Origin of the sequence: Streptomyces sp. NPDC057137 (assembly GCF_042670825.1) — a bacterium.
Classification (GTDB): Bacteria; Actinomycetota; Actinomycetes; order Streptomycetales; family Streptomycetaceae; genus Streptomyces.
The window spans coordinates 76,095-94,404 of sequence record NZ_JBHUUW010000018.1 but is presented as its reverse complement, the minus strand read 5'-3'; the positions used below and the strand labels follow the sequence as shown (position 1 = coordinate 94,404).

Genomic DNA, 18,310 nt, shown 5'->3' with positions numbered 1-18,310 from the left:
TCTTACGCAGGTCTAAGACTGCCATGCCCGTGGCTTTTGACCCGCATCGGCATCGGGGTACCGAGCGACATGACGGACTTGCGGGCGCTCGGCCCGACGACCGTCGCCCACTGTCGCGGGTCCTCGGTCAGCCATGCGGCGACGAGTGCCGCGAATCCCGGCATCTCACGGGCGAGACCCACCAAGCGCCGGTCGAAGCGCGTGGCCCCGTCGGGGGTCCGGACGGACAGGAGTCCGGTGCGGTGGACGAGGTCGCGGGTGGCGGCCTCGGCGCGGTCGGCCGCCCCGGCGGCGGCAGCCCGTAGCAAGGCGTCCAGCACCGGCGTCTCCTGCCGCGCCCCGTGGCCGCGCGGGTCGGGGCCGTGGCGGCGTTCGTACGCCAGGAGTACGTCGAGCAGCTCGGCCCGCAGCAGGCACGAGGCACCGGTGTCGGACGCCGCGAGCACCGGTGCCAGCGCCGCACGCACCTCGACGGAGCGGTGCAGGATCAGCCCCGTCACCAGCGGCAGGAGCGCCGCCCTGGCGGCCGGTCCGTGCTCCAGTCGACGGTCGACGAACCGGGCGGCGTGTTCGGCCGCTCCCGGCCTTCGGGCGACGTATTCGCTCACAAGTGCCGCGGCGTGGTGGGTGAGTTGGGGCTCCCGGAGTTCGGCGAGGGCGGTCAGCGGGCCGGTGGGGTCGGCCGCGGGGTTGTGCAGTCGCGTACGGAAGGCCGCGAGGACGGGCTCGGGGTGCGTGCCGAGCGCTGCGGCGAGTGCGCTCGCCGGCGGCCCGGCGTCGCCCCGTACGAAGGCGGCGACGGCCTGGTCCAGATGGCGTGGGCGGGTCGCCGGGTCCCGTACGAGAAGGCCGAGCGCCGCACCGTGCGTAAGGGGGTCGGCGAGCAGGGCCAAGGCGGTACGGCGCAGCAGTTCGCGGTCGGCGGTGCCGGTGGCGTGGCGGGCGGTCACCGGTGCGTGGACGGCGGCTGCCGCGCGGCGCTCGGGGCGCCCGTCGTGCGCCCAGCGGTCGACGGCGCGGCTAAGCGCCGACGGCTCGTCCTCGGCGAGGGCGGTGAGCAATTCGTCGGCGCGGGGATGGACTGCGGCGGCGAGCGCCTCGGTGAGGTCGTCGACGGCGAGGTACCGCCGCGAGTGCAGCAGAGCCTGCGCCGCGGTGGCGACGGTGGGGCGTACGGCCGCGTCGGGCCCCGTGGGCAGCGGGCGTTCGTCGGTGAACCAGCGGCACAGCAGTGGCTGTACGGCCCTGGGGTCGGCGTCCAGCAGGTCGGCCGCGGCGTCCAGGTAACGCGGGCGTGCACCCGGCGCCTCGGGCGCCCCGTCGGCGGGCAGCAGGAGCCTCAGGAGATCGGTACGCGCGGCCTCGTCCACGCGCAGTTGTGTCCAGAACCAGGGGCCGAACTCGGCGAGCCCACCGAGACGGTGCGGCCCTCCCTCCCGCACGGAGCGCCGCGTGATCTGTACGGCGAGGCGCCTCAGCACCGGGAGATACGGCTCCGTGTCGGGCACCCTCAGCAGCACCTCCCCGAGAAGGTGCGCGCCCCACCAACGGGCGTCGACCGCCCGTGCGCCGCCGGGTCCGTCGGCCCGTCCGTCGCCGAGGCGGTCCAAGGCGTCGATCAGGCCGTCCAGTCGGAGTCCCAGCGCGACGGGGCCGGAATCGCGGCCGAGGAGCAGCAGAGCGTGCACGACGGGGCCGATGCGGTGTGTCGGGACCGACGGGGCGGCGCGCCGTACGGGGCCGCGTGGTCCGTCCTGCCGTGTGCCGTTGTGACGCGCCGCCGACGCCGGGGTGCGCTGTGCGGGGACGGTCGGACCGTCCGCCGGGCAGGCTTGGTGGACCAGGACGTGCAAGGCGCCGTCGACATCGAGGTGTGTGCCCTGGAGCCAGTCACCGAGTTCCTCGTGGGCGAAGCGGTATCCGTGGCCGGCCGGGACCAGCAGGCCCTCGGCGAGCACGGCAGCGGCCCAGCCCGTGCTCTGCGGGAAGATCGCGTCGAACGCGTCGCGATCCAACTCGCCCCGTCCGGGGCCGAGACAGTGCCGCGCCGCCTCGTGCGCCTGCCGCGCCACTCTCGCGGCCAGCCTCCCGACGGCCGCGCCGTTGCGCCCGGTCGCGGTCGCCGCGGCGAGCCGTTCCGCGATCCGCAGACACGTCAGGTCCAGATGCGCGCTGAAGATGTCCGCCCGGTCGGGCCGCCCCGGTACGTCACCACCCAGCGCCTCTCGCAGCTCCCCCATCAGTCGGAGCGACAGGGGGTGGACGGCCTCGGTGCCGGCGAGGGCCCCGTCGGGGATCCCGTACAGCTCGCGAGCACGTTCCGCCTCCGCCGGCCGCAGGTCGCCGAGGCGTATGGCGGGCGGCAACCGGCGCGCGGCGCGGGCCGGACGGTGCAGTACGTCCGGCGGGCAGAGCGCCCCCGCCCGCTCCCAGAACTCGGGGCGGCAGGCGACGACCAGCTTGACGCCCTCGTCACGGAGCCAGCCGACGGTGCGCGCCGTCCAGTCGGGCAGCGCGTGGGCCAACTGGAGCGGCATCTCCTCCGGTCCGTCGAGCAGGACGAGCAGCGGTCGCCCCGCGCCCCGTGCGAGCCTCGCCGCCTGTTCGGGCGTCGCCGACGCCGCGTCCCCCGGCGCCCCGGAGGCGATGGCGGTGCGGCCTGCCGCGCGCAGCACGCGCCCCAGGGCATCGGCGAGGGACGTGTCGTCGGCGCGCAGATCGGCGCCGCGCAGCCGGACGGTGGGGGCGGGCGCCGCCCCGTGGGCGCGGCGGTCGGCGAGGGCGGCGAGTTCCGTCGTACGGCCGGTGCCCGGGTCGCCGACCAGGCCCAGGACGAGCGCGCCGGAAGCTGTGGCACGGTCGGCCGGCGCTTCGGTGAAGGGGCTCAACTCGCGCGACGTGTCCGCCCGTTGAACGACCCCCGGCCCGCCGGCCGCCCCACCGTCCCCGCCCCCTTCCCTGCCCCCGGCCGACGCCGTGAGTCGCAGCACGCCGGCGAGGTTGAGGTCGTGTCCGTAGCCGGGGACGGTGGCGTCGTTCAGACGGAGCAGCGCCGCCAGCGGTCCCGCCGGATCCGCCGCGGCGGCCGCCCCCAGTGGGAGTGCGAGTCCGGCGGCACGGTGCTCCGTGTGCAGCGCCGTACCGATGACGCCCAGTACGGCGCCCGTCGCGGCGTCCAGCACCGGCCCGCCCGCGGCCCCGCCGCCCAGCCGCAAGGCGTCGCTGCCACCCGTGCCGATCGCCAACTCCAGCACCGTGTCCAGGAGATGGAAGCGATCGGTCGCCGTGTACGTCGCCGGAACGGCCCCCAGCACGCGCGCCTGACGCCACCCGTGGGCGGCGATCCGTACGTATGTCCCGGCCTCCGGGCTGTCCCTGCGCGAGATCGGCAGCGGTCGCACGTCGAGACCCTCGGTGCGCACGAGCGCCAGCCCCACCTCCGGCAGCGGAACGATCGCGTCGGCGTCGGCCAGACAGGTCCGCTCCCCCGGCGCGTGCAGGACCAGCCGTACGAGGCCGTCCACGGCCTCGTGGCTGGTGACGACCGTCCCCACGGCGTCGGCGACGAAGCCGGTCCCGCGGGGCCTGCCCGCCAGATCACAGATCCGCACCAGCGTCGCCCGGTCCCCGCTACCCATGGCTCAGACCGTAGGCGGATGTTGATCAGCCGGAGAAGGACGCGAGCCGAAGGCGCCCCCAGTGCACCCTCTGTTCACGCCGAGCGCCCGCCCGATGGGGTGAATCCACGGCGCGAGGGCGGCCCGTACTCAAGCCTCGGGCCGCACAGCGACCATCGGGAACCACCGGACAGCTGACCGATCAGTATCCGATCAGCCGAAGACGGCCAGACTCTTAGCCTTGCCGCCCTGCTCCTCCACCAGTGCCAGGAACCGCCCGTCGGGCCCGAACGCGGCCACGGGGCCGGCCACCGCCCCGTCCCGGCGCGCGGGCATGTCCAGCCGTACGCCGTTGAGCAGCAGCTTCGCCCGCTTCTCGTCCACGTCCCAGCGCGGAAACGCCGTCGCGGCGGCGTCGGCGACCGGCATGACCGTCAGCCGCTCCTGGTGCTGGTCGAGCGTCCTGGCCTCGTCGAGACCGTACGGACCGACCCTCGTCCTGCGCAGCGCCGTGAGATGCCCCCCGACACCGAGTCCCGCGCCGAGGTCGCGTGCGAGGGCGCGGATGTACGTACCGGAGGAGCAGACGACCGACACGACCAGGTCGACCACGGGCGTACCGTCCTCGGCGACGTCGGCGCGGACGTCGTACACCTGGAACGACGAGACGGTCACCGGCCGGGCCGGGATCTCGAATTCCTCACCGCCCCGTACGCGCGCGTACGACCGCTTCCCGTCGATCTTGATGGCGCTGACCTTGGACGGCACCTGCATGATCGCGCCGCTGAGGGCGGCCACCCCGGCGTCGATGCCCTCGCGGGTGACGCCGGACGCGTCGGTGGACGAGGTGGTCTCGCCCTCCGCGTCGTCGGTGACGGTGTCCTGCCCCAGCCGGATGGTGCCGAGATACTCCTTCTCGGTCAGAGCGAGGTGCCCCAGCAGCTTGGTGGCCCGCTCCACGCCGAGGACGAGCACACCCGTCGCCATGGGGTCGAGCGTGCCGGCGTGGCCGACACGGCGGGTCTTGGCGATGCCGCGCATCTTGGCCACGACGTCGTGCGAAGTGAAGCCCGACGGCTTGTCCACGATGACAAGGCCGTCGGGCGTGGGGAGTTGCTGTGTCATTTAGCGGCGGCGCCGTCCGTGTCGTCGTCGTCGCCGCGGTCGGCCTCACCGGATGCGGCCGCCGCAGGCCCGTCGGCCGAAGCCTCCGCCCCCGCCTCACCCTCGACGTCCGACTCCGTGTCCGGCTCGGCGTCCTCCTCGTAGCCCTCGTCACCGGGCTTGCGGTAAGGGTCGGCCTCGCCCGCGTAGGTCTTACCGGTCGACACCTCACGCACCTCGGCGTCCTTGGCGCGAGCCTTGTCGAGAAGATCCTCTATGGTGCGGGCGTTGTCGGGCAGGGCGTCCGGGACGAACGCCAGCGTCGGCGTGAACCGGACGCCGGTCTGACGTCCCACCTCGGAGCGGAGCACGCCCTTGGCGCTCTCCAGGGCGGCGGCGGACGCCGCGCGCTCCTCGTCGTCGCCGTAGACCGTGTAGAAGACCGTGGCCTCCCGCAGGTCGCCGGTGACCCGGGCGTCCGTGATGGTCACGAAGCCCAGCCGCGGATCCTTGATACGCCGGTCCAGGGTCTCCGCGACCACGACCTGGATGCGGTCGGCCAGCTTGCGGGCCCGCGCGTTGTCGGTCACCGGTCCGTCACTCTTCCTTCTGGGTTTCTTGTCTGCTGCTCTTGCTGCCGCGACCGTCGCCTGCCCGGGTCCGGGCGGCTCAGTCGTCGTCTCCGTGCAGCCGCCGTCGTACCGACAGCAGCTCCACCTCCGGACGGCCGGCGACCATGCGCTCGCACCGGTCCAGAACGTCCCTCAGATGCACCGTGTCCCCGGACACCACCGCCAGACCGATCTCGGCCCTGCGATGAAGATCCTGGTCGCCGGTCTCCGCCACACTCACCGCGAACTTCCGCTGGAGTTCGGCGACGATCGGCCGGACGATGGAGCGTTTCTCCTTCAGCGACCGTACGTCGCCAAGGAGCAGGTCGAAGGACAGTGTCCCCACATACATGTGTATCCGGATGTCCCGCCGGTACGGGTTCGGGCCCGCCAGCGCTTGGCAGGGGCACACAAACCGTACACGGAACGGCCGGGGCCGATCGACGGATTAAGCACCGTCGACCGGCCCCGGACCGCCGACGCCGCCCGAGCAGGACCCGGGCGGCATCGGCACCGCGTCACGTCAGTCACGCGGTGGTGGACACCACCGGCGTACGTCAGCCGCGCGGCTTCTCGCGCATCTCGTACGTCGCGATGACGTCGTCGATCTTGATGTCGTTGAAGTTTCCGAGGTTGATACCGCCCTCGAAGCCTTCGCGGATCTCGGTGACATCGTCCTTGAAGCGGCGCAGACCCTGGATGTTGAGGTCCTCCGCGATGACCTTGCCGTCGCGGACGAGCCGGGCCTTGGTGTTGCGCTTGACCTCGCCGGACCGGATGAGAACACCCGCGATGTTGCCGAGCTTGGACGAGCGGAAGACCTCGCGGATCTCCGCCGTACCGAGCTCGATCTCCTCGTACTCCGGCTTGAGCATGCCCTTGAGGGCCGCTTCGATCTCCTCGATGGCCTGGTAGATCACCGAGTAGTAGCGGACGTCGACACCCTCGCGGTCGGCCATCTGCGAGGCACGCCCGGCGGCGCGCACGTTGAAGCCGATGACGATGGCGTCGGAGCCCATCGCCAGGTCGATGTCGGACTCCGTGACCGCACCGACGCCGCGGTGCAGAACCCGGATGTCGACCTCTTCACCGACGTCGAGCTGGAGCAGCGAGGACTCGAGAGCCTCCACCGAACCGGACGCGTCGCCCTTGATGATGAGGTTGAGTTCCTGCACCAGGCCGGCCTTGAGGGCCTCGTCCAGGTTCTCCAGGGAGAACCGGACGCCCTTGCGGGCGAACGCCGCGTTCCGCTCACGAGCGGCACGCTTCTCGGCGATCTGCCGCGCGGTGCGGTCCTCGTCGACGACGAGGAAGTTGTCGCCGGCGCCGGGGACGTTGGTGAGTCCCAGGACCAGGACGGGGGTCGCGGGACCCGCTTCCTCGACGTTGTTGCCGTTGTCGTCGAGCATCGCCCGGACACGGCCGTACGCGTCACCGGCGACCATCGTGTCGCCGACGCGCAGCGTGCCGCGCTGGACGAGCACGGTGGCGACGGCGCCGCGACCGCGGTCGAGGTGCGCCTCGATGGCGATACCCTGCGCGTCCTGTTCCGGGTTGGCCCGGAGGTCGAGCGAGGCGTCCGCCGTGAGGACCACGGCCTCCAGCAGGCTGTCGATGTTCAGACCCTGCTTGGCGGAGATGTCGACGAACATGGTGTCGCCGCCGTACTCCTCGGCCACGAGGCCGTACTCGGTCAGCTGACCGCGCACCTTGGTCGGGTCCGCGCCCTCGACGTCGATCTTGTTGACCGCGACCACGATCGGCACGTCGGCCGCCTTGGCGTGGTTCAGCGCCTCGATCGTCTGGGGCATCACACCGTCGTTCGCCGCCACCACGAGGATCGCGATGTCGGTGGACTTGGCACCACGGGCACGCATGGCGGTGAACGCCTCGTGGCCCGGGGTGTCGATGAAGGTGATCCTGCGCTCTTCGTCGTTGACCTCGGTGGCGACCTGGTACGCGCCGATGTGCTGCGTGATACCGCCGGCCTCGCCCGCGACGACATTCGTCTTACGGATGGCGTCGAGCAGCCGGGTCTTACCGTGGTCGACGTGACCCATGACGGTCACGACCGGCGGACGCGCGACGAGGAACTCCTCGCCGCCCTCGTCCTCGCCGAACTCGATGTCGAAGGACTCGAGAAGCTCGCGGTCCTCCTCCTCCGGGCTGACGATCTCGACGACGTAGTTCATCTCGCCGGCGAGCACGTGCAGGGTCTCGTCGGAGACGGACTGCGTGGCAGTGACCATCTCGCCGAGGTTCATCATCACGGCGACGAGCGACGCCGGGTTGGCGTTGATCTTCTCCGCGAAGTCGGTGAGCGACGCACCGCGCGACAGCCGGACAACCTGTCCCTGGCCACGCGGCAGCATCACGCCGCCTACCGACGGGGCCTGCATGGCCTCGTACTCCTGGCGCCTCTGCCGCTTCGACTTACGGCCACGACGGGCCGGTCCACCGGGGCGGCCGAACGCGCCCTGTGTTCCACCACGGCCGCCGGGACCACCCGGACGTCCGCCGAAACCGGGACGGCCACCGCCGCCACCGAAACCGCCACCACCGGGACGACCCGGGGCACCGCCGCCGCCACCCGGGCGACCTGCGAAGCCACCGCCGCCACCGCCACCGGGACGACCGGCGAAACCGCCGCCGCCACCGGGACGACCGCCGCCACCGCCACCACCGGCGGGCCGACCGGCCCCACCGGGACCACGGCCTCCGCCGGGGCCACCGCCGGGACGCGGACCCGCGGCGGGACGCTGCGGCATCATGCCCGGGTTCGGACGGTTACCGGCGGGAGCGCCGCCGGGACGCGGGGACTGCGGACGCGGCATACCACCGGGGCTCGGGCGACCGCCCTGGCCACCGGCACCGGCCTGCGGACGGGGACCGCCCTGACCGGCGCCCTGCGGACGCGGACCACCGGGCGCACCGGCACCGCCGGGACGCGGGGCGCCACCCGGACGGGGCGCCTGCGGGCGCGCCATTCCGGTGGAACCACCTGAGGTGAAGGGGTTGTTGCCCGGACGGGGACCCGCCGGACGAGCACCCGGACGGGCGCCCTGACCCGCGGGACGCGCGGGGCGCTCGCCGCCGCGGCCACCGTCACGGCCGCCGTCGCGCTGACCGCCGGCCGGAGCCGGACGGGCGGCGGGACCACCGGCGGGGCGGGGCCCCGGGGTGGCCGAACCGGAGCGCGGGGCCGCCGGGGACTGCGGGGCCTGGGGCGCCTGCGGAGGCGCCGGCTGGGCCGGAGCCGGGGCCGAGAACTCGACCGCGGGCACCGGAGCCGGGGCGGGCTTCGACACTGCGGGCTTCGGACCGGGACGCGGGCCGGAGGCGGACGTCGCGGCCGGAGCCGGAGAGGAAGGGGTGCTGCTCGGCGGGGCCTCGGCGGCGGCCGGCTTGGGAGCCGTGACACCGGGCTTGGGAGCAGCCGGACGTGCCGCCTGCGCCGGGGAGGGCGCGGCGGGCTTGGCGGGGCTCGCCTTACGGGGCGCCCCGGGCTTCGCTGCGGGCTTCGCGGCGTTGCCGCCGGGGCCCTGCAAAGCATCAGTCAATTTGCGTACAACCGGCGCCTCGATCGTCGACGACGCCGAACGGACGAATTCACCGAGTTCTTGGAGCTTGGCCATGACGACCTTGCTCTCCACGCCGAACTCCTTGGCGAGTTCGTATACCCGGACCTTAGCCACTTCGCTCCTTTTAGGTCCGGGTTACCGCCGGACCGTCGCTACTTCATGGGCGTACTCATCGCGTACTCATCGAGTGCTCATCGCAATCTCGACCTACTTCCAACTCGCGAGGTACCTGAACCGCACGGGGTTCCGTGCCGTACGTCTTCGTGCATTGCTGCCTGCTCGACATGGAGCAGCAGTTCCGTGCTGTCGAGCGGTCCCTTGACCTTGAAGGCCCGGGGAAACGCCCGGCGGCGGACCGCCTGATCGAGACAGAACGAGGCGGGGTGTACATACGCGCCCCGGCCGGGCAGCGTACCGCGTGGATCAGGGAGGCAAGCACCCTCGACCACCACGATGCGCAGCAGATCGCTCTTGGCCGCTCGCTCCCGGCATCCCACGCAGGTTCGCTCAGGGCAGGCGCGGGCGTGCGTCCGGCCAGACATGTCTAAGTCTACCTCCCCGCGCTGCCCTCACCCCTTTGGGGCAATGGTCGAACGCTTGCTGGCCAAAAAGATTCGGTTGATCTCCGTACCGTCCGTCGTCCCACGTCGCCGCACGTCGCGGGCCCCGGGCGGAGTTGATCGACGGCGGTCGGCCGCGACCGGCGGTGGCCGACGGGTGACGGTCGATGGCCGGATACGGTTCGCCGACGGTGACGGTGACGGTGCCGGGTCGGCCGCGGACCGGTGGCGGGTCGGTGGCGGGTCGGCTGCGGCGGGCGACCGTGGCAATCCTGAGGGTCGTGAGGGTCGCCGCCGCGCCGTACGTGAACGGGCTCGTGCCGCCGCACCGTGCCGTACGCCGCCGGGCTCGCCCCGTACGGTGCCGCCGGACCGTGGCCCCGTACCGCGCCGCCGGATCAGCCCCGGTCGCCGCGGGACGACCGGCCTCCCGCGGCGGCCCCGTTGTCCTCCGCCTCGTCCGCCCCGTCGGTCTGCTCCGTGTCGGGCCGGATGTCGATGCGCCAGCCGGTGAGGCGGGCGGCGAGACGGGCGTTCTGCCCTTCCTTGCCGATCGCCAGCGACAGCTGGTAGTCCGGCACCGTCACCCGCGCGGAACGGGCGCCGAGGTCGACGACCTCGACCTTGCTGACCCGGGCCGGCGACAGTGCGTTGGCGACCATCTCGGCCGGGTCGTCCGACCAGTCGACGATGTCGATCTTCTCGCCGTGCAGCTCCGCCATCACGTTGCGCACCCGCGACCCCATGGGGCCGATGCAGGCGCCCTTGGGGTTGAGGCCGGAGCGGGTGGACCGTACGGCGATCTTCGTACGGTGCCCCGCCTCACGGGCGATCGCGCAGATCTCCACGGAGCCGTCCGCGATCTCCGGGACCTCCAGCTCGAAGAGCTTCTTCACGAGGTTGGGGTGGGTGCGCGACAGGGTCACCGACGGGCCCCGTACGCCCTTGGCGACGCGGACCACGAACGTACGCAGTCGCAGACCGTGCGTGTACTCCTCGCCCGGCACCTGCTCCTGCACCGGGAGGATGGCCTCCAGCTTGTCGTCCAGCCGTACGAGGACGTTCCTGGGGTCCTTGCCCTGCTGGACCTGGCCGGCGACGACATCGCCCTCACGGCGCGCGTACTCACCGAAGGTGACGTCGTTCTCGGCGTCCCGCAGCCGCTGCTGGATGACCTGCCGCGCCGTGGTGGCGGCGATACGGCCGAAGTCCGACGGGGTGTCGTCGAACTCCTTCGGCTCCTGCCCCTCCTCCAGCTCCGACGGGTCCTCCTTGGCCCACACCGTTACATGACCGTTGTCACGGCTGAGGACGACGCGGGCGAGACGGCGGCTTCCCTCGGTGCGGTGGTAGGCGATGAGGAGGGCGGATTCGATCGCCTCGACCAACAGGTCGAAGGGGATCTCCTTCTCTTGTGCCAAGCCCTTCAGGAGCTTTACGTCGATGTCCATGGCTACGCCTCCTCTTCCTTCTTGTCCTTGCGGTTGAACTCGAGCTCCACGCGCGCCTTGGCGATCGACGCGAACTCGACACGGCGGGCGGTCGGCTTACGCCCCTTCACGCCCGGTACTTCGAGGTCGAGCCCTTCCTCGTCCACCGCGAGAACGCGGGCCACGAATTCGTCGCCCTCGTGAAGCTGGATCTTCGCCAGACGGCCGACGGCGCGTACGTAGTGACGGCGCTCGGTCAGCGGGCGGTCGGCTCCTGGGGAGGTCACTTCGAGCTGGTACTCGTCCTCGCCCATCGCGTCCGTCTCGTCGAGAGTCGTGGAGATGGTGCGGCTCAGCTCGGCACACGCGTCCAGGTCCACGCCGTCGTCGGAGTCGACCACGATCCTCAGCACACGACGCCTGCCCGCCCGGGACACCTCGATCTCTTCGAGATCCAGGCCCTTCGCGCCGACGAGCGGCTCCAGCAGTCCGCGCAGCCTCTCGCTGTGGGTGGTGCTCATCCGGGTGACTCCTCGGCCGCGTGTGTGCTGTTGTGGGATCGTCGCGTGTCAGGCAAAGGGTATCCGGTCGCGGGGGGTGTTGCCGTCCACCCGGGGCTGACCCGCAGGTACGCTCGCCTGCGGTGATCACTGCGAGGCCCGAGGGAGACACGCGTGGGGCGCACGGGGACGACACGCAGGGGTGCGCTCTTGGCGGCGGGGGCCGCGGCGGGGGGTCTGCTGACCGCCTGCTCAGGTGGGGACGACGGCGACGAATCAGAGGGCTCGGCGAGCGCGGCGGCCGTCAGGGCCGCGAAGGCGCTACGGGCGAAGTCCACCCGCACGAGCCGTGAACTCCTGCGGCAGTACGACGCGGTGCTCGACCGGCATCCGGATCAGGCGACGCGGCTGACGCCGCTGCGGGGCGCCGTCGCGCGGCATGTGACCGCTCTGTCGCCGCCTCCTCCTAAGAAGGGCGAGTCGGCGAAGCCGTCGCCATCCGTATCAGCATCGGCGTCCTCATCGGCGTCCGCGTCCCCCGGGACGGCCGTCGGCGACACCGGTCCCACGCCGTCGGTCCCCGCCGATGCCGGCACCGCTGTCAGGGAGTTGGCCGCCGCCGAGCGCCGTGCCGCCGACGCGCACGCCGAGGCGCTGGTCCACGCCCCGCCGGAGCTCGCCCGGCTGCTGGCCTCCCTCGCGGCGGCCGGCGCCGCCCACGCGTTCCTGCTGACGGAAGGATCCCCCTCGTGAGCAGCGACCGTGCGCTGGACGCCGCCCAGGCCGCCCTCGCCGCTGAGCACGCCGCGGTGTACGGGTACGGAGTCGTCGGCGGCCGCGTGGGCGACGAACGCCGCCCGGAGGCGACGAACGCCTACGACGCGCACCGTGCGCGGCGCGACAGTCTCGCGCGTACGGTGCGCGATCTCGGCGGGAAGCCGGTCGCGGCGGCCGCCGCGTACACCCTGCCCTTCGAGGTGCCCGACTCGGCCGCCGCCGTACGGCTCGCCGCCGACCTGGAGGACCGGATCGCGGGGGTCTACTCGGACCTCGTACGGGCCGCCGAGGGGCCGCTGCGCCAGGACGCCGCGGGGGCGCTGCGCGAGGCGGCGGTGCGGGCGGTGCGCTGGCGAGGCAGCGGCGTAGCCTTTCCTGGGCTCGCCGAGAGGCTGTGAGCCCGCTCGCTCCGAAAGGGATCTAGGCACGTATGGCTTTCGAACCGCCGCAGCGGCTGGTGCGCACCCTGAGCGAGACGTACGGGGAGTCCGTGGCCGGAGAGTGGCTCGGGCAGCTGCCCGGGATCGCCCAGGAGGCGGTGGAGCGGCGGGAGTTGACGGTCGAGCGGGTGGTGGCGCCGGGCGGCGGGAGCAGTCTCGTGGTGCTCGTACGGCGCCCCGACGGCGCCCCGGCCGCGCTCAAGGTGGTGCCGCCGTTCGCGGCCCCGGGGCCGGAGCGGGCGGCGCTGACGCACTGGAAGGGCTGGGGCTCGGTGGAGCTCATCTCGGGCTCCGACGGTGCGCTGCTTCTGGAACGGCTCCATACCGAGACGTCGCTGCGGTCCCTGCCCGAGGCCAAGGCACTGCTCGAAGCGGCCGGAACGGTGCGGAAGTTGTGGGTCGAGCCGGTCGCCGACCATGGCTTCGAAACGGTCGCCGAACGGACGGCGGGGCAGGCGGAAGCGATGCGGGCCGCGACGGACCCGCAGGTCGTTCCGCTCGTCGCGGCGGCGCTGGACGCGCGTGAGGAACTGCTCGCGGCCGGGCCGGCGGAGCTGATGCTGCTCCACGGTGCGTTCCGCCAGGGCAAGGTGCTGTCCGGCGAGCGGGCGCCGTGGCTCGCGGTCGGCCCCGTGCCCGTGGTGGGTGAGCGCGCGTACGACCTGGCGCGGCTGGTACGCGACCGGGTGGAGGACCTCGTCGCGGCGGCGTCCGGCGCGTCGGCGACGCGGCGGCGCGTGAACAAGCTGGCGGACTCGCTGGACATCGACCGCGAGCGACTGCGTGGCTGGACACTCTTCCGCGCGGTGGAGTCGGGCGTCCGCGCGCTGGAGGCCGGACGCCGCCAAGACGCGGAACTGTTGCTGGAGTTCGCGGACTGGCTGTAGCGGGCGGGAGCGGCCACGGGGCGGCCGGGCCCGTCACCTGGACCGGCCCACCCGCCCCGTACCGTGTCGTACTCCCCCGCACCCCGCCGTACTCGGTCCGACGCCGCGTCCCCGAAGGGCGGCGCCGGCCGTCAAGACGGTGGCCGTCAGACCGTCGCCGTCAGACGCGCGATCGCCTCGGCGACGGTGAGTTCCTCGCGCTCCCCGGTACGGCGGTCCTTCAGCTCCAGCACGCCTTCGGCCGAACGGCGCCCCGCGACCAGGATCTTCGGAACGCCGATCAGCTCCGAGTCCGTGAACTTCACACCCGGCGAGACGCCGGGACGCTCGTCGACCAGCACGCGCAGCCCCGCCGCGCCCAGCTGCTCCGCCACGTCGACCGCCAGCTCCGTCTGGAGGGCCTTGCCCGCCGCGACGACGTGCACGTCCGCCGGAGCGATCTCACGGGGCCAGCACAGGCCCTTCTCGTCGGCGGTCTGCTCCGCGAGCGCGGCGACGGCGCGGGAGACGCCGATGCCGTACGAGCCCATGGTCACCCGGACCGGCTTGCCCTGCTGCCCGAGCACGTCGAGCTGGAAGGTGTCGGCGTACTTGCGGCCCAGCTGGAAGATGTGACCGATCTCGATGGCGCGCCCCAGCTTCAAACCGGCGCCGCACACGGGGCAGGGGTCGCCCTCCTCGACGACCACGACGTCGAGGTAGTCGTCCACCTCGAAGTCGCGCCCGCAGACGACGTTGCGCGCGTGGGTGTCGGCCTTGTTCGCGCCGGTGACCCAGGCCGTGCCGGGCGCCACGCGGGGGTCGGCGATGTAGCGGACCTTCAGTCCCTGCGGGCCGACGTAGCCGCGTACCAGCTCGGGCCGGCCCTCGAAGTCCTCGGCCGTCACCAGTTCCACCACGGCGGGCGCCAGGTGCTCACCGAGCTTGCCGAGGTCCACCTCGCGGTCGCCGGGGACGCCGACGGCGGTGATCTCGCCGTCGACCTTCACCAGCAGGTTCTTCAGCGTCGCCGAGGCCGGTACGCCCAGGAACATGGCCAGCGTCTCGATGGTCGGGGTGTCGGGGGTGTCCAGCTCCTCCAGCGCCCCGTGCGCCGATCCGTCGACGGGGTCGGTGGTGAAGGTGACGGCCTCGGTGTTGGCGGCGTAGTCGCCGTTGGGGCAGTCGACGAAGGTGTCCTCGCCCGCGGCGGCCGGGGCCAGGAACTCCTCGGACGCGGAGCCGCCCATGGCGCCGGAGATGGCGGAGACGATGCGGTAGTCGAGCCCGAGGCGCGCGAAGATCTTCTGGTACGCCGCGCGGTGGAGCGCGTACGACTCGGCGAGTCCCTCGTCCGTGGTGTCGAAGGAGTACGAGTCCTTCATCTGGAACTCACGGCCGCGCAGCACACCGGAGCGGGGGCGGGCCTCGTCCCGGTACTTCGTCTGGATCTGGTAGAGCATCACCGGCAGGTCCTTGTAGGACGTGCACTGGTCCTTGACGACCAGGGTGAAGATCTCCTCGTGCGTCGGGCCGAGCAGGTAGTCGCCGCCCTTGCGGTCCTTGAGACGGAAGAGGAGGTCGCCGTACTCGTCCCAGCGGCCGCTCGCCTCGTAGGGCTCCTTGGGAAGCAGCGCCGGCAGCAGTACTTCCTGTGCCCCGATGGCGTCCATCTCCTCGCGCACGACGCGCGAGATGTTGTCGAGGACCTTCTTACCGAGGGGCAGCCAGCTCCAGAGGCCGGCGGAGGTGCGGCGTACGTACCCGGCGCGGACCAGAAGCTTGTGGCTGAGGGTCTCCGCGTCCGCCGGGTCGTCGCGCAGTGTCTTGGCCATCAAACGGGACATGCGCTGGACCTGGGACATGGGGAGCACTCCTGCGTTTCTTCTCGGGTGTTGGCAGGAGGTTAGCCGGGGCACACCGGCAGGCGGAAATCAGTAATCCCGCGCCGTACGGCGCTCAGCGCCGCCGCAGCGGGAGCGGGGCGCCCATCACGGCGTACGGCTTGGCGGCGCTGGGGAAGAGGACCTGGCGCGCCAGGTCCTGGTATCCGAGCGTGCGGTAGAGACCGCGGGCGGGGCTCTCGGTGTCGATCGCGGAAAGGATCGAGCGGGGCTGCCGCGCGAGGTCCGTGATGGTGGTGATCAGGGTGCGCCCGATGCCACGGCCCTGGAACGCGGGGTGGACGTGGAGTTCGGTGATCACGAAGGAGTCGTCGAGCCAGTTGTCGGAACCGGCGGAGCGCAGATACGGCTCGACCACCGTGGACCACCAGTGGGCGCGGTCGTTCGGCATGCCGTAGACGAACCCCGCCAGCCGCCCCTCCGCCGTGACCGCCCCGTACGCGCGCGCGTCCGGCGCGAGGAGGTGCCGCAGCACGATCTGGCGCCGTACGCCGATCTCGCCCTCGCTCAGCCCGAAGGCGAGCGCCTGTACGGCCAGCGCCTCGTCCACGCGCGCGGCGAGGTCGATCGGCCCGACGCGTACGTCGGGGATCCGGGAGTCGCTCCCGGGGAAGCTCGGCACGCTCGACATGGCCGAACCCTACTTTCAGAAGAGGACGCTCATGAAGGCGCCCACCTCGCGGAAGCCGACCCGTCGGTAGGAGGCCCTGGCCGGGGTGTTGTAGTCGTTCACGTAGAGGCTGACGACGGGGGCGACGTCGGCGAGCGCGTACCGTACGACGGCTGCCATGCCGCTCTCCGAGAGGCCCTGGCCGCGGAACTCGGGGGCGACCCAGACGCCCTGGATCTGACAGGCGTGCGACGTGGCCGCGCCGATCTCCGCCTTGAAGATCACCTTGCCGTCGTCGATACGGGCGAACGACCGCCCCGCTCCTACGAGTTCGGCCACCCGCGCCTGGTAGAGCAGCCCGCCGTCGCCGGCCAGCGGCGAGACACCGACCTCCTCGGTGAACATCGCCACGCACGCCGGCATGATCGTCTCCAGCTCCTCCTTACGGATGCGGCGTACGAGGGGGTCGGGCCGCACCGTCTCGGGCACCTGCTCGGTGACCATGAGGGGCTGGTTCGCGCGTACCTCGCGGGCGGGGCCCCAGTTGGGCTCCAGGAGCCGCCAGAGGAGGGCCGTGGGCTCGGCGGGGCCGACGATCGACGAGCAGCGGCGCCCCGTCCGGCGGGCGCGGTCCGCGAAGGCGCGTACGGCCTCGGGGGAAGCGCAGATCGGCACCAGGTTGGCGCCGGAGTAGCAGAGCGAGCGCAGTCGCCCGTCCGCGTACCAGCCCCACATCTCGCCGCCGAGGCGCCAGGGGTCGAGTCCCGCCGCCTGGACCCGCGAAGCCACGAACGCGTTGGCGACGGGCTCACTCTCAAGAATGGCGAGCGCGGCGCCGAGTTCGCCTGGGTCGAGGACCCGAGTGGTGGTCTGCGTCAACACGAGAGGGGCCTCACCATACGTCTGCTGATTCTCCGCACTGTACCCGCCACTTCTGTGGCCCGCCGCGCACACGTAAGGCCCCGTTCCCCGGACGCCCGGAGGCGTGGGGTACGGGGCCCGTACGGCGACAAGGCACGGACGGCGCGGAGGGCGGTCGGCGTACGGCTCCGAGGAGCCACGGGCCGACCACGGACCGACCACGGGACGACCGACCACCGGACGGCCGGTCACCGGGCAACCGATCCTCAGCCGGCCGATCCTCAGCTGATGGAGACCTCGGGCTCGCCCGAGGCGATGCCGTCGCGTTCCATCTGTTCGGCGATCTTCATGGCTTCTTCGATGAGGGTCTCGACGATCTTCGATTCGGGCACCGTCTTGATGACCTCGCCCTTCACGAAGATCTGACCCTTGCCGTTGCCCGACGCCACACCCAGATCCGCCTCACGGGCCTCACCCGGACCGTTCACCACACAGCCCATCACCGCCACCCGCAACGGCACCTCCAGACCGTCCAGCCCCGCACTCACCTGGTCCGCCAGCTTGTACACATCCACCTGCGCCCGCCCGCACGACGGACACGACACGATCTCCAGCCGCCGCTGCTTCAGATTCAACGACTCCAGAATCTGGATACCGACCTTGACCTCCTCCGCCGGAGGCGCCGACAACGACACCCGGATCGTGTCCCCGATCCCCTCACTCAGCAGCGCACCGAACGCGACGGCGGACTTGATCGTCCCCTGGAACGCCGGACCCGCCTCCGTCACACCCAGGTGGAGGGGATAATCGCTCTGCGCGGCGAGCTGCCGGTAGGCGTTGACCATCACCACCGGATCGTTGTGCTTCACCGAGATCTTGATGTCCCGGAACCCGTGCTCCTCGAACAGCGACGCCTCCCACAACGCCGACTCCACCAACGCCTCCGGAGTCGCCCTGCCGTACTTCTTCAGCAGCCGCGCATCGAGCGAACCCGCGTTCACCCCGATACGGATCGGCGTCCCCGACGCCGAGGCCGCCCTCGCGATCTCCTTCACCTTGTCGTCGAACTGCTTGATGTTCCCCGGATTCACCCGCACCGCCGCACACCCCGCGTCGATCGCCGCGAACACATACTTCGGCTGGAAATGAATATCCGCGATCACCGGGATCTGCGACTTCCGCGCGATCGTCGCCAACGCGTCCGCATCATCCTGCGTCGGACACGCCACCCGCACGATCTGGCACCCCGACGCCGTCAGCTCAGCGATCTGCTGCAACGTCGCCCCGATGTCCGACGTACGCGTCGTCGTCATCGACTGCACCGACACCGGCGCATCCCCACCGACAGCCACCGAACCGACCTGGATCTTACGACTGACCCTCCGGTCGGCGAGCTTCGTCGGAACATCCGGCATTCCGAGAGAAATCGCAGTCATCTGCTGTACAACC

The 18,310-nt window shown here is 72.0% G+C and carries 15 protein-coding genes; 3 read left to right on the top strand and 12 right to left on the bottom strand.

The genetic code is table 11. From position 1 onward, the window contains the following. Nucleotides 1–2: 2 nt before the first annotated feature. From ACFT9I_RS17425 to rimP, 8 genes are all read right to left on the bottom strand, one after another. A complete protein-coding gene (locus ACFT9I_RS17425) occupies nucleotides 3–3,638 on the bottom strand; it encodes a trypsin-like peptidase domain-containing protein (RefSeq protein ID WP_382565063.1) in 3,636 nt (1,211 codons plus the stop codon). 192 nt (nucleotides 3,639–3,830) lie between these two features. Next, a complete protein-coding gene (truB, locus tag ACFT9I_RS17420; protein WP_382565062.1) occupies nucleotides 3,831–4,742 on the bottom strand; it encodes a tRNA pseudouridine(55) synthase TruB in 912 nt (303 codons plus the stop codon). Next, entirely contained in the window at nucleotides 4,739–5,311 is a 573-nt protein-coding gene (gene rbfA / locus ACFT9I_RS17415) for a 30S ribosome-binding factor RbfA (RefSeq protein ID WP_382565061.1), read from the bottom strand. The genes truB and rbfA overlap by 4 nt, the downstream gene beginning before the upstream one ends. Nucleotides 5,312–5,390: 79 nt before the next feature. After that, entirely contained in the window at nucleotides 5,391–5,684 is a 294-nt protein-coding gene (locus tag ACFT9I_RS17410) for a DUF503 domain-containing protein (protein ID WP_147878832.1), read from the bottom strand. 205 nt (nucleotides 5,685–5,889) lie between these two features. Further along, nucleotides 5,890–9,027 carry a translation initiation factor IF-2 gene (gene infB, locus ACFT9I_RS17405; protein WP_382565058.1) on the bottom strand — a complete coding sequence of 1,046 codons (3,138 nt, stop codon included), beginning with the start codon at nucleotides 9,025–9,027 and terminating at the stop codon, nucleotides 5,890–5,892. A 77-nt stretch (nucleotides 9,028–9,104) separates the two neighbouring features. Then, the gene (locus ACFT9I_RS17400; protein WP_382565056.1) at nucleotides 9,105–9,455 is read right to left on the bottom strand and encodes a YlxR family protein; all 351 of its coding nucleotides are present in this window, start codon (nucleotides 9,453–9,455) and stop codon (nucleotides 9,105–9,107) included. Nucleotides 9,456–9,871: 416 nt separating this feature from the next. Further along, nucleotides 9,872–10,924 carry a transcription termination factor NusA gene (gene nusA / locus ACFT9I_RS17395; RefSeq protein WP_382565054.1) on the bottom strand — a complete coding sequence of 351 codons (1,053 nt, stop codon included), beginning with the start codon at nucleotides 10,922–10,924 and terminating at the stop codon, nucleotides 9,872–9,874. Nucleotides 10,925–10,926: 2 nt separating this feature from the next. Further along, nucleotides 10,927–11,424 carry a ribosome maturation factor RimP gene (gene rimP, locus ACFT9I_RS17390; protein WP_382565053.1) on the bottom strand — a complete coding sequence of 166 codons (498 nt, stop codon included), beginning with the start codon at nucleotides 11,422–11,424 and terminating at the stop codon, nucleotides 10,927–10,929. A gap of 153 nt (nucleotides 11,425–11,577) precedes the next feature. Between rimP and ACFT9I_RS17385 the strand changes: the two genes are divergently transcribed. Genes ACFT9I_RS17385 through ACFT9I_RS17375 form a run of 3 tightly spaced genes read left to right on the top strand, consistent with a single transcriptional unit; the run spans nucleotide 11,578 to nucleotide 13,507 of the window. Beyond that, on the top strand, nucleotides 11,578–12,156 hold the full coding sequence (locus tag ACFT9I_RS17385; protein ID WP_382565051.1) for a hypothetical protein: 579 nt from the start codon (nucleotides 11,578–11,580) through the stop codon (nucleotides 12,154–12,156). Continuing rightward, nucleotides 12,153–12,578, top strand: coding sequence for a ferritin-like domain-containing protein (locus ACFT9I_RS17380; protein ID WP_382565049.1), 426 nt, complete (start codon nucleotides 12,153–12,155; stop codon nucleotides 12,576–12,578). Before ACFT9I_RS17385 ends, ACFT9I_RS17380 begins: the two co-directional genes overlap by 4 nt. Nucleotides 12,579–12,610: 32 nt before the next feature. After that, nucleotides 12,611–13,507: an aminoglycoside phosphotransferase family protein gene (locus tag ACFT9I_RS17375; RefSeq protein WP_382565048.1), complete on the top strand. Its 897-nt coding sequence runs from the start codon at nucleotides 12,611–12,613 to the stop codon at nucleotides 13,505–13,507. Between the two features lie 146 nt (nucleotides 13,508–13,653). Here ACFT9I_RS17375 and ACFT9I_RS17370 read toward each other — a convergent pair whose 3' ends face one another. The 4 genes from ACFT9I_RS17370 to ispG all read right to left on the bottom strand — a co-directional run bounded on the left by ACFT9I_RS17370 (nucleotide 13,654) and on the right by ispG (nucleotide 18,297). Next, nucleotides 13,654–15,351 carry a proline--tRNA ligase gene (locus ACFT9I_RS17370; protein WP_382565046.1) on the bottom strand — a complete coding sequence of 566 codons (1,698 nt, stop codon included), beginning with the start codon at nucleotides 15,349–15,351 and terminating at the stop codon, nucleotides 13,654–13,656. Nucleotides 15,352–15,445: 94 nt separating this feature from the next. Further along, nucleotides 15,446–16,021 (bottom strand): GNAT family N-acetyltransferase, encoded by a 576-nt coding sequence (locus ACFT9I_RS17365; protein ID WP_382565045.1) that lies wholly within the window; start codon nucleotides 16,019–16,021, stop codon nucleotides 15,446–15,448. Nucleotides 16,022–16,036: 15 nt separating this feature from the next. Then, nucleotides 16,037–16,879 (bottom strand): GNAT family N-acetyltransferase, encoded by an 843-nt coding sequence (locus tag ACFT9I_RS17360; RefSeq protein WP_354605895.1) that lies wholly within the window; start codon nucleotides 16,877–16,879, stop codon nucleotides 16,037–16,039. 263 nt (nucleotides 16,880–17,142) lie between these two features. Then, nucleotides 17,143–18,297, bottom strand: a complete 1,155-nt coding sequence (ispG, locus tag ACFT9I_RS17355) for a flavodoxin-dependent (E)-4-hydroxy-3-methylbut-2-enyl-diphosphate synthase (protein WP_382565131.1) — start codon at nucleotides 18,295–18,297, stop codon at nucleotides 17,143–17,145. Nucleotides 18,298–18,310: the final 13 nt, after the last annotated feature.